This is a genomic window from Microbacterium sp. MMO-113 (assembly GCF_037148555.1).
Classification (GTDB): Bacteria; Actinomycetota; Actinomycetes; order Actinomycetales; family Microbacteriaceae; genus Microbacterium.
Window position 1 is genome coordinate 31,783 of record NZ_JBBCTD010000005.1, and the last position, 20,431, is coordinate 52,213.

A 20,431-nucleotide genomic window follows, 5' to 3' on the forward strand; every position below is an offset into this window, starting at 1 on the left:
GCTACCCGACGTGGAAGTCGCACTCCTTGTCTTCGCCGTCCTCAGTCCATCGGATACGGAGTCGGGCGCCGTCAGAACCTCCAGCGGCATACTGCACCGGAAAGCGTCTGCTCTGGCCTTTGTGGATCGTCGTCGGCTCCTTGGGACCCATCAAGATCATGTAGCCGTCGTGAACGGCCTCGAAAGTCACGTTCTCAGCATCGGTTGAGCCTGCGTTCGATACGTCGAGCCACCGCTTCGTCGTGTAGCGCGGAGCACCTTTCGAATTCATTCCCGAAATCTCACGCTCTTGATGAGGCTGCACCAAGAAGTCCACTCCACTCGGCGTCGGCAGTGAGGCAGGTATCGAAGCCAGGTTCAAGGTCACGATGTCATGTTCGATGGCTTTCCAAACCTCGTGATTGAGCTGCTCGGGGTTGTTGAACTCGCCGAGCAGCCCACGATCCTGCATGTCCTTCTTGAACGCACGGAGAGCATCGAGTTGCGCGGTATCGATGTCGTTCGGCAACGGGGCGGTCGAGAAGTAGAGATGGACTGGCTTGCCCAGCTCCAAGGCCCGGTCCACTTCCTCGGCCGTTCCCGAAATGGCGTCAGGCGTTGGTGAGCCGAGTCGTCCACCGAACAGCGCGAACACGATGTCAGAATCATCGACCCCTTGCGCGTTGATGAGCTTCTGCGGATGAGCGCCCATGACAGGAACTGCCGAGGTTTCCCACCTCCACGGCTGCAGGATCACGCTCTTGTTCCTCGCGTTCGCGTCGTTCCAACCATGCACCGCCTTCTCGACAGCGTCGCGAGCCTCAGGCACGTCTGAGGGCGAGGCGATCATCACGCGCAACACGGTGGCGATGTACGGCATAGATACCAGCCTACGGAGGGGAACTGACATCGGACCGGCGGCGCGCACCTGCCAGGTACCAAAGTCATGGAGGCCGTCATGCCGACGTTCAACAACTCTGCTGCCGATGCCGGCGAAGCCTATGAGGCGTTGCGCGCGCTCGCGCACGCAAGCCGCACCTTCGAGGACCCGTCCGAGACCTACGCAGTGATCGGTGACCTGCTCGGCGGGCTGCGATCACTACGGCAAGTGCTTGACCAGCTCGCTGCCGCGCATCTGAGCCGACAACATCAGGTCACCGATGAGTCCCGCGAGTACCGCGGTGGCTCGGTCGAGGCGCTGGCCGCGGCCGACGAGTTGCACCAGGCCGGCACGCTCATCGACCAAGCCCACGACCGCCTCAATGCCGCGATGACGCACTCGGGCCGCATTGTGTGGAACCCGCATGATCGTCTCGTGGAGCGATGGATCGGCATCGTGTTCCTCCAAGGCCAGGAAGCCGACAAGGTGCTCGACCTCATCGACGCCAAAGGCGCCGAAGCGGGCATCGAGCATCTGTCTCAGTGGGACTACGGCACCGAGACCACCGATGCGGCGATGGAGGGCGGCGATGTCCACGACTCCGCACCCGCATACGCCGGTGACCGGCAGGCTGAGACCGGCGACTACGCGATGACCTACAACCCGCAGGCCGTGCACGTCGCCCTCTACCGTCGGCACCTAATCCCGGCTGAAGACGCCCTCAACCCGCCCACCGAACCGGACGTTCCGGCGCGGCGCTTGGCTCCCGCGCGGGAGACGACCGCGCGGCGCAGCGGGGTGCGTGAGGGCGGCTGGTTCGAGCATCCCGGCGTCACCGCGGTCAAGCAGTCCCGAGGGCTCTCGCTGTGAGCCGGGACGAGAAGCTGTACACCGCCGTCCTCGTCGCTCCTGCCTCGGAGCGGCGCCGGCTACGCAAGGCCCGGAAGGAGGCCGCCGCACGCCTGATAGCCGAGCAACGCCAAGTGGAGAAGGAAGCGTCGCGTGCGAAGGCTGAGGCCGAGCGCGCCGAGCGTCGCGCCACAGTCTACCTGCCATCGGCGGGTGAGCCAGGTTCAGCGATGCTTCGCTCGCCCGGCCGGTTCCGGTTGCCCCGACATCAGGACACCAGCGCGGTGCTCGCTGGCCAGTACCCGTTTCTCGCCGAGGCCGGGCTGGGGTCGGCCGGCATGTTCATCGGCCAAGACCTCTACTCGGGCTCATCGTTCGTCTACGACCCGTGGGTGCTCTACCAGCGGGGCATCATCACCGCTCCGAACCTGATCCTGGCGGGCATTGTCGGCTCTGGGAAGTCCTCGCTCGCCAAGAGCCTCTACACGCGAAGCCTGCCCTTCGGCTACCGCGTCTACGTCCCCGGCGATCCGAAAGGAGAGCACAGCGGCGTGGCTGAGGCCGTGGGTGGCAGGGCGATCATTCTCGGGCATGGGATGGGCAACCGCCTCAACCCGTTGGACGAGGGCTACCGGCCCGGCGGCCTGTCAGATCAGGAATGGGCTACGACGCTCGCCGCGCGGCGCCGTGATCTGCTCGGCGCGCTCACCGAGACCGTGCTGGCCCGGCCACTGACGCCCCTGGAGCACACCGCGATCGACACCGCGCTCGCGGGAGCGGTGCGCGATGCTGAGGTGCCGATCCTGCCGATGGTGGTCGACCGGCTGCTGCGCCCTGACTCTGCCGACGACCCGGACGGCAGGCTCACCGAAGACGGCCGTGAAGTGGGCCATGCCCTGCGCCGCCTCGTCCGTGGTGACCTCGGCGGACTGTTCGATGGCCCATCTACGGTGAAGTTCGATCCGTCGCTGCCGATGGTCAGCCTCGACCTGTCACGGGTCACGGAGAACAGCACCCTGATTTCGGTGCTGATGACCTGCTCATCGGCGTGGATGGAAGCCGCGCTGCTCGACCCCAACGGCGGCCGCCGCTGGGTGATCTACGACGAAGCGTGGAGGCTCATGTCCCACCCGGCGCTGTTGCGCCGGATGGACGCGCACTGGCGGCTCGCCAGGCACTACGGGCTGGCGAATCTGCTGGTGTTCCACAAGCTCACCGATTTGGAGAACGTCGGCGACCTGGGCTCAGCGAACAGGGCACTGGCGAATAGCCTCCTGGCGAACGCCGAGACCCGGATCGTGTACCGGCAAGAGACCGACCAACTCGGCCCCACTGCAGCCGCGCTCGGACTCACCGGCACCGAACAGCGTCTCTTGCCCGGACTCGGCACCGGGCAGGGACTCTGGCGCATCAAGGACCGCTCCTTCGTCGTCCAGCACCAACTCCACCCCGCAGAGCTGGCCGCCTTCGACACCACCGCGCGCATGACCGGCGGTGCCCCGCACGAATCCTGAACATGCGGCGTCAGGAGTCATCTGGCTCACCTCGCGACCATGAGGAAACCCGAGCCCGAATCCGTCCCGGTGTCCATCCCGCTCGTCGTGCTCGATGTGCGCGAGGACGGCACGGTCGCCGTCACCGTTGATGGCAAGCCGCTGGACCCGGAGCCGTTCGCGCCGCCGTGGCGGCGATCCTCGTTCGGGCAGATCATCGACCGCGCCACCAACGACCGGACGACAGCGGTGCGGGTCGCGGTCCGCGAGGCGGACGGGACGAGCTTCACCGACATCATCGCTCCCCGCCGTCGCCGGGCAACCCAGTCGAAGCCCGAGGCAGAGAAGCCAGCACCGCTTCCGGTGTTCTTCACTGTCGAGGGCGACGGCTTCGTGCAGGGTGAGGATGTGGCCGTCGGTGTCATCACCGGGCACACTGACGCTGCCGGGACCGGCGTCGCTCGCGCCCTCGTCAATCCCGCACAGCTCAGCGCGGACGCCTCGGGCGGCGTCGTGGAGGTGCTGCTGTTCGGGCGTATCTCCGGCACGGTCGTCGTCCAGCGGGTGGCGCCGTGAGCGGGCAGGGTCGGCAGACGGGCTCCTTTGGAGACGAGCTGACCAACGCGGCCATGATCGGGCTGGTCGTGCTGTTCGGCGTCGCTCTTATGCTTCGTGGTGCCGGGTCGGTTGCGGCATGGATTACGGGCACGAGCCAGCCGTCCGGCGGTCCTGCCTCTGGGATCGGGGTGCTGTTCGATCCCGGTGATCCCGCGAGTGCGCTCGGCGCCCCCGGTCTGAGTCCGGTCATTTACTGGATAGTCGCGAGCCTGCTGCTTACCAGCCTCGTCAGCGGCGGGGTCTGGGCCTGGTCGCGGCTGCGCCGGCACACACACCGGATCGAGCAGGACCCGCGTCGGATGGCCGGTATCGCAACTCGCTTCGAGGTCAACACTGCCGCGTCTGAGAAGGCGCTGCTGCGCCGGGCGGGGGCCCTCCGGCCCGGTCTGGACAGTCCGCGTCCGCAGGACGTGGGATACCGGCTGGGTGTCTCCAAGGGCGCGGGCGTGTGGGCGAGTGTGGAGGACTCGATCATGGTCATCGGCCCGCCCCGGAGCGGCAAGGGCCTGCACCTGGTGATCCCGGCGATCCTCGATGCTCCCGGCGCGGTCGTGGCCACGAGCACCCGACCGGACAACCTGACCGCGACGATGCGCGCCCGGCGTCGGATCGGGCCGGTTGCGATCTTCGACCCCCAACACTTGGCGGAGGGTCTGCCTGCGGGGATGCGGTGGTCACCGATCCGTGGATGCGAGTCGCCGCAAACGGCGATGATCCGAGCCACCGGGCTCGCCGCCGGCACCGGACTGTCCGCCGGCGGAGTCGATGGTGGCGGGTTCTGGGAGGGCAAGACACGGGCCGCCCTGCAATCGCTGCTGCACGCAGCGGCGATCGACAACCGACCGCCCGCCGAGCTGTTCCGTTGGACCCTCGACCCCACCGCGGCCGCCGATGCCGTGGCGATCCTGACCAATTCCCCTCTGGCGGCGACCGGGTGGGCCGAGTCGTTGGAGGCGATGATCGACTCCGACCCGCGCACCCGTGACTCCATCTGGCAGGGCGTCTCCCTGGCTCTCGGATCGCTGGCCGACCCGCGGGTGCTCGATGTCGTCTCACCCGGCCCCGGCGAGGGCTTCGACCCCGAGCAGTTCATCCACAACAAAGGCACCTTGTTCCTGCTGGCTACCGGGTCAGGGGCCGGCGCATCCGCGGCGCTGGTGGCCGCGCTCGTAGAAGACCTCATCGAGACCGCCCGCCGACTCGCCGCCCGCTCGCCCGGCGCCCGACTCGATCCGCCCTTGCTGCTGGCGCTGGATGAGATAGCCAACCTCAGCCCGTTGCCGTCGCTTCCAACGCTGATGGCCGAAGGGGGCGGGTCGGGCATCACGACGATGCCGGTGCTCCAGTCGCTCGCCCAAGCCAGGGACAAGTGGAACGAACACCAGGCCGGCGCGATCTGGGACGCCTCGATCGTCAAGGTGATCCTCGGAGGCGCATCCAACAGCCGCGACCTGCAAGACCTGTCCGCGCTCGTCGGGGAACGCGACGAATACACCGACTCCGTGACCCTCGGCGATCACGGCACCCGCTCCAACCAGCGCTCTATCAGGCGAGTGCCGATCTTCCCGCCCGACCGCATCCGTCGGCTCCCGTTCGGGACCGGGATCGTGCTGCTGCGCTCCGCACCACCGATCGTCACCGACCTGCACCCGTGGCCCAAGCGCACCGACGCCGCCCAGCTCACCGCCGACCGCGCCGAAATCGAAGCACTGCTGCGCCGCACTGACACCTGAGCACGCGCCAGTCGCCTCATGGCTCACCTCGCTGCCACAGCGAGCCGCGATGACCGCTCGCGTGAGCAGACAGGAGCACAGCATGTCCGACGCCACCGACGACGTGACCGCGAGCAACGTTCCCGACCCGGACGTGGAGGATACGGATGAGGGCTATGACGACCCGCTGATCGCCGAGCCCCCGCACCCGATCAACTGGAACCTGCTGAACGCCGGCGACGCCGAGGTCGAGTGGCTGGAACTCAACCGCTGGGTGGACTGGCTCAGGCACACCTACGGCCTTCCCGCCTCTGTCATCCCGCCGGCCTGGTACACGCACCCCGAACTGCTGTGGGAACTGTCCGCGTTGCATCTGCACTGGCTCGGCGCCTACGACCCCGAGCAGAACGGCAGCGCGCCGCTGGGATGGCACCGCGACTTCGCCGACGCCCGCCAGCGGCTGCGCGAATGGGTTGCCGCGTCGGGCACCAAGCTCGACCACGACCGGCCGACCAGGCAGACCGTCTGGCCCGGCGAAGAACCCGCCGAACCGATCGAGGACATCCCGATCATCGACCGCGACGCCGAGTTCGTGGAGTTCGTCATGGCCGATGTCGCCGCCCGCCGCGAGGCCGAGGAAGCGTTCTACCGCGACCTCGACCCCGACACCGGAGAAGTGTCATGAGCGACAACGGGCCACTCGTGGTGTCACCCCTGATGCACAGCCGCGAGGTCGCGGCGTACTTGAAGGTCTCCGAGTCGACGCTGTCACGGTGGCGCTCGGCCGGGACCGGACCGCCGTTCCTGCGCCTCGGCGGGATCGCTCGGTACCGGCTCGATGCGGTGGATCGCTGGCTGGCCGAACTGGAACACGACCATGCCGCGGAGAGCTGAGCCCCAGCCGACCGCTGCGCCTAAGCCGGTGCCGCCGATCGGGGTGAAGCTGTCCACGGACATGGAGCGTCGTTCCTACGGCATCCGCGCCCGCGCCCGGTGGACGGACCCGACCACCAAGCGCCGTGTCATCCGGTCGGAGATCGTGCGGGACGAGGCGGCGGCGCACGAGTTCTTCGATCAGCTCCGCAACTCATCGACCAAGGGCATGGACGTGTCGATGACCCTCTTGGAGTTCGTCACCTCCATCGGCGACCGGTGGGCGCGGGGCCTGGACCCGACCTCCACCGGTGAGACGTACGGGTACGGGCTAAAGCTGCGGGTGTTGCCTGCGCTCGGGCACCTGCCCGTCACCCAGATCACCGCCGGGATCATCGACCGCACCATTGATGAGTGGGAGCAGCGCCACGGCGCGTCGACCATCAAGAACACCATCGCGCCGCTGGTCCGCGTGCTCGATGAAGCCGTGCGGGACGGGCTGATCCAGATCAACCCCGCCAAGAACCGCGCCAAGCGGAGCCTGAACCGCAACGCCTTCCGCGGCCAGTCCGCCGAGCACTCCTCCCCGCGGGCGCACGCGATCCCAGACATGAAGACCCTCAACCGGCTCGCCAAAGCGTGCGGCAAGGTGCACCAGTCCTACAGCGACTTCGTGATGCTCGCCGCGCTGCTGGCCGCACGATCCTCGGAGGTATCCGGATTGCAGGTCGGAGACGTGGACTTCAGCAAGAACCTCGTCGTGATCCGCCGGCAGGTCTTCCCCGGCAAGGGCGGCCTGGTGACCAAGCCGACCAAGAGCCGCAAAGAGCGCCGGGTGCCGATCCTCGACCCGCTCCGGCCTGTACTGGAACGCCTCAGCGAGGGCAAGCAGCCGGAGGACTCGTTGCTCGTTGGACCGAAGGGCGGCTACCTCACCACCGCGACCGTCCGCGACGCCACCGACTGGGACAGCATCGTCGCAGGGCTCGGCCTGCCCGACCTCACCCGGCACGGCCTGCGCCACACCGGAGCGACCTGGATGGCCGACGCCGGCATCCCGCTGCACGTCCTGCAAGACATCCTCGGGCACGCCTCGATGGAGACCACACGCGGCTACCTCCACCCCGACGACCGGCATCTCGCCTCGGCGGCCGAGCAGGCCAACGCCTTCCTGTCCGCCGCCGGACAGCGCAAGCAGGCTCGGCGCAGCGGCCCCTCGGCCAGGCGCCTGTGATGTGCGCCCGCGTCCGCGCGAGCAGCCTCGCAGTCGTTCTGGTCCCCTTTTGGTCCCCTTATCCACGGGGAAGCGGGTAGAGCCGATCCGGCCGTCCACAGGCGACCGCCCCGCGCCGCACCAGGGGGACCAGAGGGGGACCATGGAAAATCACCGCCGGACATGATGAAGCCCAGGCGAGAAACCTGCTCTCACCTGGGCTTTTCCGTCGGGATGACAGGATTTGAACCTGCGACCCCCTGACCCCCAGTCAGGTGCGCTACCAAGCTGCGCCACATCCCGTTGTTCACTTTTCAGGCTGAAACAGCCGCTAACCCACTTGACCCCCAGTCAAGTGCGCTACCAAGCTGCGCCACAGCCCGTTGTTCTGCACTCTCGCGCAGGCAACTCCCCTATCTTAGCCGCACCGGAGGCCCTCTCGCGAACCGAGGCATTGCGGGGTGTCGGAAGCTGCTTGTACCGTCGCCTGCATGTCGACGATCGCGACCACGCTGGCGACGACCGCCCGCTGGGATGACGTGCAGCACGCACTCACCGGCGGCGGCGATGGGGCGAGCTGCCAGTGCATCTGGCCGGTGCTGCCGAACAAGGACTGGAATCAGACCACCACCCCTCAGCGCACCGAGATGTTCCGCGCCGAGATCGACGAGGGTCCGCCTCCGGGGCTGGTCGCGTACGTCGACGGCGAGGCCGCGGGCTGGATCCGGATCGGACCGCGCACCCGACAGGCCCGGATCCCCCGTACCCGCATGATCGCCGCGTCGAGCACGGAGCCGTTCGACGACGAGTCCGTGTGGGCGGTCACCTGCTTCGTCGTCCGCAGGGAGCATCGGGGCACCGGGCTCAACGCCGAGCTGCTCGACGCCGCGATCGCCTTCGCCCGGAAGTCCGGCGCCCGCCTCATCGAGGGCTATCCGGTCGACACCGGTGGCGGGAAGCAGCGCGCGAACGATCTGTACCACGGCACGCTCGGGACGTTCCTCCGCGCGGGTTTCACGGAGAAGGCGGTGATGAAGCCGGGGCGCGTGCTCGTCGCCCTGGAAATCGCGCCGAACGGGACCGATAGCGTGAAGGCATGAGCGACGCGAACTCCTCCCTCGACGATCCCGACCTCGGCCTGCTCCAGCGGGCGACCTCCGAGCTCGACGACGGCTCCGTCCTCACCCACGACTGGTTCGTCGGTAGCGTCCAGGTCGACGGCAGCGCCTACGAACTGATGGTCGAGGGCGCGTCGCCGGAGGAGGTCGCTCCGCTGCTCCCCCGGCTGCGTACGGTCGTCGCCGGCATCCCTGGCCTCCGCCGCGTCGCCTCGGACGCCGTGGTCACGACGTTCAGCACTGGCGATCCGGGCCCCACCGAGCTCGACGAGGCGGCCGACGACCTGGACCTCGAGACCATCGAGGCCTCCGGCGACGGCACCGTCGTCCTCCACTTCACGGACTCCTGCGGCGAGCACTTCCCGGAGGGCTACTGGCCGGCCGTACACCTCGATGCCGAGGGCGCCGTGGCCACGGTCACCGTCGAGTCCTGAGGCGGGCCGGTCCGATCGACCGCCGTCGGGACGACATGCCCCTCCGGTCATACGATGGAGGGATGCAGCGCCGCACCCTCCCTCCAGCGATCGTGTGGGCGTTCGTCCCCTATGCCGCGGTCTCCGCCCTGCACGTCATGCTTCTCGCACTGGACCACGATCTCGCGGCTCCGACGAAGCTGCTGCTCATGCCGCTGCTCGCGGTACCGGTCCTGGTGGCGGCGCGGCGAATCCACCCACCCGTGACGGTGGCCCTGCTCCTCGTCGCCCTGCTCTTCTCCTGGCTGGGCGACGGCGCGGGCGCGCTGTTCCCCGCGGCACCCGAGCTTCCGCTCATGCTCGCCTTCTTCGGCCTCGCGCACATCGCCTACATCGCCCTCTTCGCCCGCCACCTGGCGCGTCGCCGGCTGCCGTGGTGGACCACGATCTATGCCGTCTGGTGGCTCGCGATGATCCTCGTCCTCGGCCCGCACACGGGCCCGCTCCTCATCGGCGTCGCCCTGTATGGCCTGCTCCTCGCGGGCACCGCCGCGTTCGCCGCACGGTGCCATCCGCTGGTCGCGACGGGCGGCGCGTTCTTCCTGGCGAGCGACACGATCCTCGCTTTCCGGCTCTTCCTTCCGGATGCTCTTCCGTCCTGGAGCAGCCCCGCCGTAATGCTCACCTACACACTCGGCCAGGGCCTGATCGTCGCCGGCGCCCTCGTCTTCCTGCAGCGGAGGGGCGCCTGATGGTCGACAGCGCGCGGGTGGACAGCTGGCTCTGGGCGGTGCGCGTCTACAAGACCCGGTCGGCGGCGACCACCGCATGCCGTGCGGGGCATGTGCGCGTCAACGGCGACAAGGCGAAGGCTGCACAGGCGGTACGCGTGGGCGATGAGCTCCGCATCCGCATCGCGGGCTTCGATCGGATCCTGATCGTGCGCCAGATCCTCGTCAAGCGCGTCGGCGCACCGCTGGCCGCCCTCGCCTACGAGGACCGGACGCCGGAACGCGAGCCGCAGGCAGCCCTCGGGGTCCGAGACCGCGGCGCCGGACGACCGACGAAGCGGGAGCGTCGGGACATCGACCGCCTCCGCGGACGAGGCGATATACAACACGATTGAACCCTTCCTCGATTCGAACATACGTTCTAAACTCGAGGTATGACGAACCAGCCGACCGCACCCCTCGACTTGGAGGAGCGGAGGCGCGTGCGAGACGCCTGGACGGCGACCCGTCGACGCATCGCAGCGCTGGAGGCAGAGGCTGCGGAGCTGCTGGTGGCGCAGATCGCTTTCCATGACGAAGACGTGGCCGCGACCCCGCACCACCGCGATGCCATCCACCGCTCGATGGTCGCCGAGTACGCCGCGGCGGCGCGTCTTTCCACCGGCACCATGGAGTTCGCGTTCGCTGATGCTCTCGCCCTGAGCACGGCACTCCCCCGCGTGCGAGAGGCCTTCCACACAGGGTCTCTGAGCCCCGCGCATGTGCGGGAGATCGCGCGGGCGAGCGCCGTCGTGGCCGAGGCCATCCGCAACCGCGTCGTCGCGCCCGAGACGATGGCGCTGTTCGAGACGGCGGTGCTCGTCGTCGCTGAAGCCGAGACCGCGGCGCGCACGCGGGTGCATGCCCGCCGCGTCGCCTCCGCGCTCGTCGGCGAGACGATCACGGAGCGACACCGCCGCGCCGCGGACGAGCGCTGCGTCACGGTGCGATCGGTCGACGACGGCCTCGCGGTCCTGACGGCGATCCTTCCGGAATGGGCGGCGGTGGCGATCGCCGACCGGCTGAGCCAGCTCACGCGAACCGTGATCCGGGGGCGCGATGCGAGGGCTGCGGGCGCTGCAGGACCTACGCGTGACGCGGGAAGTACGCGTGACGCGGAGAGTACGCGTGACGCGGAGACTGCGCGTGATGCGGGAGCTGCGTCCGACGCGGGGTCGCCGACGGACGGCGCGACACGTCGCCTGCCTGTTCAGCACGACGGACTGCTGACTGCTCACGGCGTCGCGACGGATCGCCCGTGCGGCGAGACTCGAACGGACCCGACGATCTCCAGCGTCGATGGCGACACCTACGCCCTCGACCCCGAGGCGGAATCGCTCCCCGTAGACACCCGCACCTGGAGCCAGGTGCAGGCCGACCTTCTGACCGATCTCCTCCTCACCGCCGATCCGAGTGCCGTCGAGGGCGACGGTATAACCGGGGTGCGGGGTCGCCTGCAGGTGACCGTGGCGGCGACGACCCTCGTCGGACTTGACGACCGTCCCGCCGAACTGGACGGGCATGGTGCTCTCCACCCGGATATCGCCCGCGCTCTGGCCGGCCGCGACGGGGGCTGGACGCGGTTGTTCCTCGATCCGCACGGGCAGGTCGTCGAGACGGACGCCTACAGCCCGACCGAGAGCATGCGCCGGCTGCTCCGGGCTCGCGATCAGCACTGCCGGTTCCCCGGATGCCGCCAGCCGGTGCACCGCTGCGACCTCGACCACACCTGGGATCACGCGAAGGGCGGCCCGACCCGCGTCGACAACCTCGCGCACCTCTGCCGCGGACACCATGTACTGAAACACCCCGATATCCCGGATCCTCAGCGCTGGACAGTGCGCCAGCGACCCGGTGGGGTCCTCGAATGGCGAAGTCCCCTCGGCGCGGTCCACACCGATCACGCCCCACGTCGGGTCGCCTTCGCCTGAAGCGCGCCGCCATCACGACGACGGGTCATACGAGCACCTGGATCCGCGGAGCGAAACACCCGTGTCTCGCCCTAGGCGTCGAGAAGACGGAGGAGCCAGCCGCTCGAGCGCACCTGCGCCCCGGCGGCTTCGACGCGGGACTGCAGCTCGCGGTCACTGGTCACCGCGAGAACCGGCGACGCGCTCGCGACCCGGCGTTCGACCTCGGCCACGATCGCGTCGTCACCGGCGCCCTCCGCGCGCACGACGTCCAGGGCCGAGCCCGCGACTCCGGCTTCTGCGGCCGCGGCGTCCGCGGTTGATCCCCCCACAGCAGCCTCCGCGATGTCCCGGGCGCGACCTTCCACGACGAGCGAGACCTCCGGGAACCAGGCGTGCCCCGCCAGCCCGAGGTCGTCCGCGGGCACCGACAGCCCGGCCAGACGATCACGCAGGCGTGCCGCGGCTCCGGCGCGATCCTTCCACCAGCCGTCCGGGACCGAGCCCACGACGTTGGCAGCGTCGACCACGACCACCGGATGCGCCGAGAGCTGAGCCCGCAGCATCGGCCACGCCGCACCGAAGCCGGGGTGCAGGGGCAGCCCGTCCACGTCCTCGACGGGCACCCACGACAGCGCGACGCTCTCGGGGTCGCTGATCACGGGATCGAACGGCGTCCGTACGTCGGCGACGACGGTGGTGTACGACCAGATGCCGAGATCGAGCACGCTCGTGAAGCGCGGCCGCACCGCGCCATCCGGCACTCCCGCCTCCTCCTGCGCCTCCCGCACGGCACCGACGATGGCCGCTTCGCCCTCGTGCAGCGCGCCGCCGGGCAGGCCCCAGGTGCCGCCGAAGTGGCTCCACGCGACGCGATGCTGCAGGAGGATGCCGCGCTCCGGGTCGACCGCGAGGAGACCGGCCGCACCGAAGCGGCCCCAGTACCGCTCACCGGTGTCCGCGACCACCCAGGCATCGCCAGGATCGCGCGGCCCCTCGGGGCGACGCGGTTCACCGGCGGCGGGAGGTACGACAGTCACCCCCTCAGCTTTTCACAGCATCGGGGTTCCGGCGCCACCGCCGCGACATGCGCGGCAACGAGTCAGCGCTGGCGACGCTCCCGCACGCGCATGTTGATGACGATCGGCGTGCCCTCGAACGGGTACAGCTCGCGCAGGCGGCGCTGGATGAACCGGCGGTAGCCCGGGTCGAGGAAACCTGTCGTGAACAGCACGAACGTCGGCGGACGGGTCGAGGCCTGCGTCCCGAAGAGGATGCGCGGCTGCTTCCCTCCGCGCACCGGGTGCGGGTGCTCGGCGACGAGCTCGGCGAGGAACGCGTTGAACTTCCCGGTCGGGATGCGGCGGTCCCAGTTCTCCAGCGCCATCTCGAGCGCCGGGACGAGCTTGTCGAGGTGACGACCCGTCTTCGCCGAGATGTTGACCCGCGGAGCCCAGGCCACGTGGGCGAGGTCCTGCTCGATCTCGCGCTCCAGGTAACGGCGGCGGTCGGCGTTCTCCAGGTCGTCGTCGTTGAGGCGATCCCACTTGTTGAACGCCAGGACGAGCGCGCGACCCGACTCGAGCACGAGGTCGATGATCCGCACGTCCTGCTCGCTGATCGACTCCGACACGTCGAGGACGACGATCGCGACCTCCGCCTTCTCCAGCGCGGCCGACGTGCGCAGCGACGCATAGAAGTCGGCACCCTGGGCCATGTGCACGCGGCGACGGATACCGGCCGTGTCGACGAGGCGCCACATCTTGCCGCCCAGCTCCACGACCTCGTCCACGGGGTCGCGAGTGGTGCCGGCGAGATCGTTGACGACGACGCGCTCCTCCCCCGCGGCCTTGTTCAGCAGCGAGGACTTGCCGACGTTCGGGCGCCCCAGGATCGCGACGCGACGCGGACCGCCGATCTCCTGCTTCGCCACCGCGGAGATCTCCGGCAGCTTCGTCAGCACGGCGTCGAGGAGGTCGGCGACACCACGACCGTGGATCGCGGAGACCGGGTGCGGCTCCCCGAGACCCAGGTTCCACAGGGCGGCCGCTTCCGGCTCCTGACGCGCGTCGTCGATCTTGTTGGCGACGAGGAAGACCGGCTTGCCGCTCTTGCGCAGCAGCTTCACGACGTGTTCGTCGGTCGACGTGGCGCCCACCATGGCGTCCACGACGAACAGCACGACGTCGGACAGGTCGATCGCGACCTCGGCCTGTGCCGCGACCGAACGGTCGATGCCGCGGGCGTCGGGCTCCCAGCCGCCGGTGTCGACGACCGTGAAGCGGCGGTCGTTCCACTCGGCCTTGTACGTGACGCGGTCGCGGGTGACGCCGGGGGTGTCCTCCACGACGGCCTCGCGACGGCCGAGGATCCGGTTCACGAGCGCGGACTTGCCCACGTTCGGGCGCCCGACGATCGCCACCACCGGGAGCGCCGGCAGGAACTCGATGCCGTCCTCGCCCAGTGCCACGCCGGCGAGGAGCGCGGCGTCCTCGTCGTCGAGCTCGTAGTCGGCGAGCCCGGCGCGCAGGGTCTCCGCGCGCTGTTCGGCGAGCTGGTCATCGATCTGCTCAAGCTTCTCGGCGAGCTGGTCGGGACCGCCTTCGTATTCGTCGTCAGCCACGGTCTGCTCCTCGGAGTCGTTCGATCACCGAGAGGACGGCGTCGATGGTCTGGGGGAAATCGAGTGCGGTCGAGTCGACGACCTCCACGCCTTCCGCGGCGTTGAGGAAGTCGACGACGGCACTGTCGGAGGCGTCGCGCTTGTGCAGCGCGTCCGCGACGGCGGCGGCGTTCTCGCCGGCGAGCTCGCCCGCGCGGCGTGCGGCCCGCACCTCCGGCGCCGCGGTCAGCAGGATGCGCACGGGCGCATCCGGTGCCACGACGGTCGTGATGTCGCGTCCTTCGACGACGACGGCCGGGTACGGCGCCTCGGCCACGAGTGTCCGGAAGAGCTCGTTGACCTGGGTGCGCACCTCCGGCACGCGGGCCACGCCGCTCACGGCACCGGACACACGCGGTTCGCGGATCGCCGCGGTCACGTCGACGTCGCCGACTCGCACCGTGCGGTCGTCGGGGTCGAGCCCGAGACGGACCGGGAAATCGGCGGCCGCAGCGCGCACGGCCTCGGCGTCGTCGGTGTCTGCACCGCGATCGAGCACATGCCAGGCGAGCGCCCGGTAGGCCGACCCGGTGTCGAGGTAGCCGAAGCCCTCGCGACGTGCGATCGCCTTGGAGACGCTCGACTTGCCGGACCCGGCGGGTCCGTCGATGGCGATGAACTTCGTGGCGGAGATGGTGGAGGTGTCAGTCATTGGTGTTCCCTGCGATGCGCCAGCCGCGTTCCTGGAGCCCGGTGATCGCGCCGTGCAGCGCCGCGGGGTCGACACTGATCTCGGCGAGGCCGAACTGCGCGCCCGGAGAGTGCTCCAGTCGCAGGTCCTCGACGTTGACGCCCAGCTCGCCGAGCTCGCCGAACAGGCGCCCCAGCTGACCGGCGGTGTCGTCGACCATGACGACCAGTGTCTCGAAGCGCCGGTTCTGCCCGTGCTTGCCGGGGAGGCGCTCGACGCCGTCGTTGCCCTGGCGGATGGTCTCCGCGAGCACGCGTCGGGCTCCGGGAGCACCGGGAGCCCGCAGCGCATCGGCGACCTCGCTCAGATCGGTCGCGAGCGCGTCGAGGATCTCGACGACGGGACCGGCGTTGGCGCCGAGGATCTGCACCCACAGTTCGGGAGCGGACGCGGCGATGCGCGTGGTGTCCCGCACCCCCTGCCCGGCCAGACGGAGAGCTCCCTCCTCGGCCCCGGCGAGACGCCCGGCGAGGAGACTCGCGACGACCTGCGGCACATGCGAGGTGAGGGCGACGGAGCGGTCGTGCTCCTCCGGAGTCATCTCCAGCGGCATCGCGCCGACGTCGAGCGCCAGCGCCTCGACCAGCGCGAGGTCCCGCGCGGCGGTGTCCTCGTCGCGGCACACGACCCACGGCCGCCCGATGAAGAGATCGGCCCTGGCCGAGATCGCCCCGCCGCGCTCGCGACCGGCGAGCGGGTGGGAGCCGATGTAGCGGGCGAGGTTCACGCCCCGCTCCCGGAGCGTGCGGAACGGCTCCAGCTTGACGCTCGCGACATCCGTCACGACAGCGTCGGGGTACCGCTCGAGCTCGGCCTGGATCACGTCGGCGGTCACGTCCGGCGGCACGGCCACGACGACGAGCACAGGCGCGTCGTCATCCTGCGGAAGGCGTCCGGCGCCGTAGTCGACGGCGAGGCGCAGCTGCGCGGGGGACGCGTCGGTGAGGACGACGTCGATGCCCTTCGCACGCAGGGCGTGGCCGACGCTGGCGCCGAGCAACCCGGCGCCGACGATGCGCACGGTGCCGGACAGACGCGGCGCCACGGCACCGGTCTTCCGCGCCGCGGGCGCACTCGTCGTCTGGGTCATTCGCTCTCCTGCTCGCCTGGCGCCTCGGCGACACCGGATTCCCGGCGCGCGAGAGTCAACAGCGCGCCGAGTTCGATTTTACTCAGTTCCCGCGTCCGGCCCGCCGGGAGGGTTCCCAGGTGCAGCGGACCGAACTGCCGCCGCACGAGTTCCGTCACCGGATGGCCGACCGCGGCCATCATCCGGCGCACGATCCGGTTGCGTCCCGAGTGCAGGGTGAGCTCGACGAGGCTCGAGCCGCGCGACGTGTCCAGCAGCCGGGCCTTGTCGGCGGCGATGGGGCCGTCCTCCAGCTCGATGCCCTTCGTGAGCTTCGAGATGGTCTGCGCCGTCACCGCGCCCTCGACCTTCGCGATGTAGACCTTGGTGACGCCGAAGGAGGGATGCGCGAGGACGTGCGCGAGCTCGCCGTCGTTGGTGAGCAGCAGCAGTCCGCTGGTCTCGGCGTCCAGACGCCCGACGTTGTACAGCCGCTCCTCGTAGTCCTTCGTGAAGCGTCGGAGATCGGGGCGTCCGCTCTCGTCGCGCATGCTGCTGACCACACCCGTCGGCTTGTTCAGCATCACGTAGCGCTTGGACACGTCGAGCTGCACCGCGGTGCCGTCCACGTCCACGAGGTCCCGCTCCGGATCGATGCGGCGGCCGAGCTCGGTGACCACCTGGCCGTTCACGCGGATGCGTCCCTCGACGATGTACTGCTCGACGACCCGACGGGAGGCGACGCCGGCCGCGGCGAGCACCTTCTGCAGTCGCACGCCCTCGGGGGCGCTGGAATCGTGGGCGTCGGTGGTCATCGGACCGTCCCTTCGTCGAAGCCGTCGGCGCCGTCGTCGAGGAGCGGCGAGATCGGCGGAAGCTCATCCAGAGAGTTGATACCAAGATGCTGGAGGAGTGCATCGGTGGTGCCGTAGTTGATCGCGCCGGTCTCGGAATCGGCGAACAGTTCGGTGATCAGCCCTCGCGCGAGGAGGGTGCGGACCACGGAGTCGACGTTGACCGCGCGGATCGAGGCCACCTGGCTCCGGGTGACCGGCTGCTTGTACGCGATGACGGCGAGCGTCTCCAGCGCCGCCTGGGAGAGTCGGGCCGGAGCCTGACCGCCGACGAACTCCGCCACGACCGGATCGAGGTCCTCGCGGACGTAGAGCCGCCATCCGCCGCCGACCTCCCGCAGCTCGAAGCCACGCCGCGGCCCCGCTCCCTGGCCGTCATAGTCCTCGACCAGTGACTCCACCGTCTGTCGCACGGCGGGCACCGGCGCGCCGACCGCCGCGGCGAGGGCCACCAGGCCGATCGGCTCGTCGACGATGAAGAGGATCGCCTCCACGCGCTCGCTGAGCGGGAGCTCGGCACCCGTCACGGCGTCGGGCTCCTCCTGGAGCCCGGTCTCTGCCGCGGTCACGTCATCGGTCATAGTCGGCCCCCAGGGTCGCGAGTGTCTCGTCCGACCAGGAGTCGGCGGCCCAGCGGAGCGTGAGCTCCCCGAGCGGTTCCAGTTGTTCGAAGGAGAGCGCCGCGTGCCGGTACAGCTCCAGCACCGAGATGAAGCGGGCCACGACGATGCCCGGCTCGGTGACGCCGGCGACCAGCTCGCGGAAGCTCAGCGATTCGGTGCCACGCAGCAGCGTGACGACGATGGCGGCCTGCTCGCGGATGCTGACCAGGGGTGCATGCAGATGGTCGAGGCCGACGTGCGGGATCTCCTTCGGCGCGAAGGCCAGGAGCGCCAGCGCCGCGAAGTCGTCGGGCGTGAGCGACCAGACGAGCTCGGGCGTCTGCTTCCGGTGCTTCTCCTCCAGCGGCACCGCACGCACATGGCGGCGGTCCTCCCGCTGCAGGCACCGCGAGAACCAGGCGGAGACCTCCTTGAACGCGCGGTACTGCAGGAGGCGGGCGAAGAGCAGGTCGCGCGCTTCGAGCAGGGCGACGGCCTCGGCGTCGACGAGCTCGCCCTGCGGCAGCAGGCCCGCGACCTTCATGTCGAGCAGGGTCGCGGCGACGACGAGGAACTCCGAGGCCTGATCCAGCTCCTCCTCGTCCTCCAAGTCGGCGAGGTACGCGATGAACTCGTTGGTGACGGCGCTCAGCGACACCTCGGTGATGTCCATCTCGTGTTTCGAGATGAGGTTCAGCAGGAGGTCGAAGGGGCCGTCGAAGTTCGACAGCGAGACGCGGAACCCGGCGGCGGCGTCGTCGGTCGAAGAAGACTCCGCGGTATCGACGGCGTCGGCGAGTGCCGGGACCTCAGCGGTTCCGAGCTCGTCAGGCGACGGCGCCACGGGCGACCAGCTCCCTGGCCAGCCGCAGGTATGCCTGTGCGGCCGCGTGCTCCGGAGCGAACTCGGTGATCGGGACCCCCGAGACCGACGCGTCCGGGAACTTCACGGTGCGGCCGATCACGGTCTCCAGCACGTCATCTCCGAACGCCTCCACGACGCGCTCCAGCACCTCGCGCGAGTGCAGCGTGCGCGGGTCGTACATGGTCGCCAGCAGCCCGTCCATCTCGATGGAGGGGTTCAGTCGATCGCGGACCTTGTCGATGGTCTCGATGAGGAGCGCGACACCGCGGAGCGCGAAGAACTCGCACTCGAGCGGGATGATGACGCCGTGCGCCGCCGTCAGCGCGTTCACGGTCAGCAGACCGAGCGACGGCTGGCAGTCGATGAGGATGACGTCGTACTCCCCCGCCACCTGCCGGAGCACGCGGGCCAGGATTGTCTCGCGGGCGACCTCGTTGACGAGGTGCACCTCCGCGGCGGAGAGGTCGATGTTCGCGGGGAGGACGTCGAGACCGGGCACGTTCGAGTGCACGATCGCGTCGTGCGCGTCGCGCTTCGTGTCGAGCAGGAGGTCGTAGACCGTCGGGACGTCGTGCGTCTGGATGCCGAGACCGGCGGACAGCGCGCCCTGTGGGTCGAAGTCCACGGCGAGCACCTTGCGGCCATACTCCGCGAGCGCGGCGGCGAGGTTGATCGAGGTCGTCGTCTTGCCGACGCCGCCCTTCTGGTTGCAGAGGGCGATGATGCGGGCCGGGCCGTGCGACTTCAGAGGCGCCGGGATCGGGAAGCCCTGGTACGGACGGCCGGTGGGTCCCATGGGGGTGTCGTCGGCCTTCTGCGCCTTCGCCCTGGACTTCGCCACTTTCTCAGCCACCGGTTCTCCTGCTCCTTCGTGCTTGCTCGATTGTAGCCGCCACGCGTTCCCCCGCCGTCCCGGCGCGCGGCGGGCGGTCACCGAACAGCCCTGGAGTGCGCGATCAGCGTGCGCGGGGATGCGAGGTCGCGTAGATGTCGCGGAGAGCATCCACCGACACGTGCGTGTAGATCTGCGTCGTCGCGACCGAGGAATGCCCCAGCAGCTCCTGCACCACCCGCACGTCGGCACCGCCCTGCAGGAGGTGCGTCGCGAACGAATGCCGCAGCGTGTGCGGGGAGACCTCGGCGGTGAGCTGTGCGCGCTCGGCAGCGGAACGGATCACCAGCCACGCGCTCTGTCGCGAGAGCGGGGCACCGCGCGCGCCGAGGAAGAGCCGGGCCGATGCACGGCCCTTCGCCGCGAGTTCCGGCCGGACCCGGGTGAGGTAGGCGTCGACGGCCGTGCGGGCGTACGAGCCCACCGGGACGATGCGCTCCTTCGAACCCTTGCCGCGCAGGCGCAGCACCTCGCCGTGCGCCATGTCGTCGACGTCGAGCCCGACCGCCTCCGACACCCGGGCACCGGTCGCGTAGAGCAGCTCCAGGAGCGCCCTGTCGCGGATGCCGAGCGGCTCCTCGGCCGACGGCGCGGCGAGCAGGCGCTCCACCTGGTCGATCGTGAGGGCTTTCGGCAGCCGGCGCGGGGTCTTCGGCGGGCGGAGCCGTCCGGTCGGATCGTCCGCCTCGATGCCCTCGCGGGCGAGGAACCGGTGCCAGCCGCGCACCGAGGACTGCAGGCGCGCCAGGCTCGTCGCGGCCGGCGGCGGCTCCGCAGACGCGCGGGCGGCGATGAAGCGGTCGACGACAGCGGGCGTGATGTCCGCGGTGTCGTCGATCCCCTCCGCTGTGAGCCAATCCCGGTAGCCCGCGAGATCCCGCCGGTAGGCGCCGACCGTGTGACTGCTGAGCCCGCGCTCGATCGTCACATGACGCAGGTACGCGTCGAGGGCGCGATCGAGCAGCATG

22 protein-coding genes and 1 tRNA gene are annotated in these 20,431 nt (G+C 69.7%); 12 read left to right on the top strand and 11 right to left on the bottom strand.

All coding sequences use genetic code 11. The features are described from left to right. Position 1 precedes the first annotated feature (1 nt). Positions 2 to 859, bottom strand: coding sequence for a DUF4062 domain-containing protein (locus tag WFJ36_RS16485; protein WP_336643743.1), 858 nt, complete (start codon positions 857 to 859; stop codon positions 2 to 4). A gap of 78 nt (positions 860 to 937) precedes the next feature. On the opposite strand from WFJ36_RS16485, the gene WFJ36_RS16490 reads away from it, so the two are divergent. From WFJ36_RS16490 to WFJ36_RS16520, 7 genes are all read left to right on the top strand, one after another. Beyond that, a complete protein-coding gene (locus WFJ36_RS16490) occupies positions 938 to 1,729 on the top strand; it encodes a hypothetical protein (protein ID WP_336643744.1) in 792 nt (263 codons plus the stop codon). Next, positions 1,726 to 3,222 (top strand): ATP-binding protein, encoded by a 1,497-nt coding sequence (locus tag WFJ36_RS16495; RefSeq protein ID WP_336643745.1) that lies wholly within the window; start codon positions 1,726 to 1,728, stop codon positions 3,220 to 3,222. The genes WFJ36_RS16490 and WFJ36_RS16495 overlap by 4 nt, the downstream gene beginning before the upstream one ends. Positions 3,223 to 3,261: 39 nt before the next feature. Then, positions 3,262 to 3,777 (top strand): hypothetical protein, encoded by a 516-nt coding sequence (locus tag WFJ36_RS16500; protein WP_336643746.1) that lies wholly within the window; start codon positions 3,262 to 3,264, stop codon positions 3,775 to 3,777. Between the two features lie 53 nt (positions 3,778 to 3,830). After that, positions 3,831 to 5,552 carry a type IV secretory system conjugative DNA transfer family protein gene (locus WFJ36_RS16505; RefSeq protein WP_336643760.1) on the top strand — a complete coding sequence of 574 codons (1,722 nt, stop codon included), beginning with the start codon at positions 3,831 to 3,833 and terminating at the stop codon, positions 5,550 to 5,552. An 82-nt stretch (positions 5,553 to 5,634) separates the two neighbouring features. Further along, positions 5,635 to 6,216, top strand: coding sequence for a hypothetical protein (locus WFJ36_RS16510; RefSeq protein WP_336643747.1), 582 nt, complete (start codon positions 5,635 to 5,637; stop codon positions 6,214 to 6,216). Beyond that, complete coding sequence (locus WFJ36_RS16515) at positions 6,213 to 6,425, top strand: helix-turn-helix transcriptional regulator (protein WP_047311589.1); 213 nt, start codon at positions 6,213 to 6,215, stop codon at positions 6,423 to 6,425. Before WFJ36_RS16510 ends, WFJ36_RS16515 begins: the two co-directional genes overlap by 4 nt. Further along, positions 6,409 to 7,638, top strand: a complete 1,230-nt coding sequence (locus tag WFJ36_RS16520) for a tyrosine-type recombinase/integrase (protein ID WP_336643748.1) — start codon at positions 6,409 to 6,411, stop codon at positions 7,636 to 7,638. The genes WFJ36_RS16515 and WFJ36_RS16520 overlap by 17 nt, the downstream gene beginning before the upstream one ends. 208 nt (positions 7,639 to 7,846) lie before the next feature. On the opposite strand, the gene WFJ36_RS16525 is transcribed toward WFJ36_RS16520, so the two are convergent. Then, positions 7,847 to 7,920: transfer RNA gene (locus WFJ36_RS16525), tRNA-Pro, on the bottom strand. Positions 7,921 to 8,108: 188 nt separating this feature from the next. Between WFJ36_RS16525 and WFJ36_RS16530 the strand changes: the two genes are divergently transcribed. The 5 genes from WFJ36_RS16530 to WFJ36_RS16550 all read left to right on the top strand — a co-directional run bounded on the left by WFJ36_RS16530 (position 8,109) and on the right by WFJ36_RS16550 (position 11,849). Further along, a complete protein-coding gene (locus WFJ36_RS16530) occupies positions 8,109 to 8,717 on the top strand; it encodes a GNAT family N-acetyltransferase (RefSeq protein WP_336643749.1) in 609 nt (202 codons plus the stop codon). After that, positions 8,714 to 9,169: a hypothetical protein gene (locus WFJ36_RS16535; protein WP_336643750.1), complete on the top strand. Its 456-nt coding sequence runs from the start codon at positions 8,714 to 8,716 to the stop codon at positions 9,167 to 9,169. Before WFJ36_RS16530 ends, WFJ36_RS16535 begins: the two co-directional genes overlap by 4 nt. A gap of 62 nt (positions 9,170 to 9,231) precedes the next feature. Beyond that, a complete protein-coding gene (locus WFJ36_RS16540; RefSeq protein WP_336643751.1) occupies positions 9,232 to 9,900 on the top strand; it encodes a lysoplasmalogenase family protein in 669 nt (222 codons plus the stop codon). After that, on the top strand, positions 9,900 to 10,274 hold the full coding sequence (locus WFJ36_RS16545; RefSeq protein ID WP_025105136.1) for an RNA-binding S4 domain-containing protein: 375 nt from the start codon (positions 9,900 to 9,902) through the stop codon (positions 10,272 to 10,274). Before WFJ36_RS16540 ends, WFJ36_RS16545 begins: the two co-directional genes overlap by 1 nt. A 39-nt stretch (positions 10,275 to 10,313) precedes the next feature. Next, entirely contained in the window at positions 10,314 to 11,849 is a 1,536-nt protein-coding gene (locus tag WFJ36_RS16550; protein WP_336643752.1) for an HNH endonuclease signature motif containing protein, read from the top strand. A 71-nt stretch (positions 11,850 to 11,920) separates the two neighbouring features. On the opposite strand, the gene WFJ36_RS16555 is transcribed toward WFJ36_RS16550, so the two are convergent. The 9 genes from WFJ36_RS16555 to xerD all read right to left on the bottom strand — a co-directional run bounded on the left by WFJ36_RS16555 (position 11,921) and on the right by xerD (position 20,430). Then, complete coding sequence (locus WFJ36_RS16555) at positions 11,921 to 12,868, bottom strand: NUDIX domain-containing protein (RefSeq protein WP_292791777.1); 948 nt, start codon at positions 12,866 to 12,868, stop codon at positions 11,921 to 11,923. Between the two features lie 62 nt (positions 12,869 to 12,930). After that, positions 12,931 to 14,451 carry a ribosome biogenesis GTPase Der gene (der, locus tag WFJ36_RS16560; protein WP_025105139.1) on the bottom strand — a complete coding sequence of 507 codons (1,521 nt, stop codon included), beginning with the start codon at positions 14,449 to 14,451 and terminating at the stop codon, positions 12,931 to 12,933. Beyond that, a complete protein-coding gene (cmk, locus tag WFJ36_RS16565; protein WP_336643753.1) occupies positions 14,444 to 15,142 on the bottom strand; it encodes a (d)CMP kinase in 699 nt (232 codons plus the stop codon). Before cmk ends, der begins: the two co-directional genes overlap by 8 nt. Beyond that, positions 15,135 to 16,271 carry a prephenate dehydrogenase gene (locus tag WFJ36_RS16570; RefSeq protein WP_292791786.1) on the bottom strand — a complete coding sequence of 379 codons (1,137 nt, stop codon included), beginning with the start codon at positions 16,269 to 16,271 and terminating at the stop codon, positions 15,135 to 15,137. Before WFJ36_RS16570 ends, cmk begins: the two co-directional genes overlap by 8 nt. Further along, positions 16,268 to 17,065 carry a pseudouridine synthase gene (locus WFJ36_RS16575; protein ID WP_292791789.1) on the bottom strand — a complete coding sequence of 266 codons (798 nt, stop codon included), beginning with the start codon at positions 17,063 to 17,065 and terminating at the stop codon, positions 16,268 to 16,270. Before WFJ36_RS16575 ends, WFJ36_RS16570 begins: the two co-directional genes overlap by 4 nt. Next, positions 17,062 to 17,685: an SMC-Scp complex subunit ScpB gene (gene scpB, locus WFJ36_RS16580; protein WP_292791792.1), complete on the bottom strand. Its 624-nt coding sequence runs from the start codon at positions 17,683 to 17,685 to the stop codon at positions 17,062 to 17,064. The genes WFJ36_RS16575 and scpB overlap by 4 nt, the downstream gene beginning before the upstream one ends. Next, positions 17,675 to 18,550: a segregation and condensation protein A gene (locus WFJ36_RS16585; protein ID WP_292791795.1), complete on the bottom strand. Its 876-nt coding sequence runs from the start codon at positions 18,548 to 18,550 to the stop codon at positions 17,675 to 17,677. The genes scpB and WFJ36_RS16585 overlap by 11 nt, the downstream gene beginning before the upstream one ends. After that, positions 18,534 to 19,367, bottom strand: a complete 834-nt coding sequence (locus tag WFJ36_RS16590) for a ParA family protein (protein WP_164498181.1) — start codon at positions 19,365 to 19,367, stop codon at positions 18,534 to 18,536. Before WFJ36_RS16590 ends, WFJ36_RS16585 begins: the two co-directional genes overlap by 17 nt. 160 nt (positions 19,368 to 19,527) lie before the next feature. Next, complete coding sequence (xerD, locus tag WFJ36_RS16595; RefSeq protein ID WP_071329890.1) at positions 19,528 to 20,430, bottom strand: site-specific tyrosine recombinase XerD; 903 nt, start codon at positions 20,428 to 20,430, stop codon at positions 19,528 to 19,530. Position 20,431 lies beyond the last annotated feature (1 nt).

Coding starts and splice junctions, on each gene's coding strand:
- WFJ36_RS16510 (WP_336643747.1), top strand. CDS start 5,635: ATGTCCGACGCCACCGACGACGTGACCGCGAGCAACGTTCCCGACCCG.
- WFJ36_RS16485 (WP_336643743.1), bottom strand. CDS start 859: ATGCCGTACATCGCCACCGTGTTGCGCGTGATGATCGCCTCGCCCTCA.
- cmk (WP_336643753.1), bottom strand. CDS start 15,142: ATGACTGACACCTCCACCATCTCCGCCACGAAGTTCATCGCCATCGAC.
- WFJ36_RS16500 (WP_336643746.1), top strand. CDS start 3,262: ATGAGGAAACCCGAGCCCGAATCCGTCCCGGTGTCCATCCCGCTCGTC.
- WFJ36_RS16550 (WP_336643752.1), top strand. CDS start 10,314: ATGACGAACCAGCCGACCGCACCCCTCGACTTGGAGGAGCGGAGGCGC.
- WFJ36_RS16520 (WP_336643748.1), top strand. CDS start 6,409: ATGCCGCGGAGAGCTGAGCCCCAGCCGACCGCTGCGCCTAAGCCGGTG.
- scpB (WP_292791792.1), bottom strand. CDS start 17,685: ATGACCGATGACGTGACCGCGGCAGAGACCGGGCTCCAGGAGGAGCCC.
- WFJ36_RS16545 (WP_025105136.1), top strand. CDS start 9,900: ATGGTCGACAGCGCGCGGGTGGACAGCTGGCTCTGGGCGGTGCGCGTC.
- WFJ36_RS16490 (WP_336643744.1), top strand. CDS start 938: ATGCCGACGTTCAACAACTCTGCTGCCGATGCCGGCGAAGCCTATGAG.
- WFJ36_RS16590 (WP_164498181.1), bottom strand. CDS start 19,367: ATGGGACCCACCGGCCGTCCGTACCAGGGCTTCCCGATCCCGGCGCCT.
- WFJ36_RS16540 (WP_336643751.1), top strand. CDS start 9,232: ATGCAGCGCCGCACCCTCCCTCCAGCGATCGTGTGGGCGTTCGTCCCC.
- WFJ36_RS16505 (WP_336643760.1), top strand. CDS start 3,831: ATGATCGGGCTGGTCGTGCTGTTCGGCGTCGCTCTTATGCTTCGTGGT.
- WFJ36_RS16515 (WP_047311589.1), top strand. CDS start 6,213: ATGAGCGACAACGGGCCACTCGTGGTGTCACCCCTGATGCACAGCCGC.
- xerD (WP_071329890.1), bottom strand. CDS start 20,430: ATGCTGCTCGATCGCGCCCTCGACGCGTACCTGCGTCATGTGACGATC.
- WFJ36_RS16570 (WP_292791786.1), bottom strand. CDS start 16,271: ATGACCCAGACGACGAGTGCGCCCGCGGCGCGGAAGACCGGTGCCGTG.
- WFJ36_RS16535 (WP_336643750.1), top strand. CDS start 8,714: ATGAGCGACGCGAACTCCTCCCTCGACGATCCCGACCTCGGCCTGCTC.
- WFJ36_RS16575 (WP_292791789.1), bottom strand. CDS start 17,065: ATGACCACCGACGCCCACGATTCCAGCGCCCCCGAGGGCGTGCGACTG.
- WFJ36_RS16530 (WP_336643749.1), top strand. CDS start 8,109: ATGTCGACGATCGCGACCACGCTGGCGACGACCGCCCGCTGGGATGAC.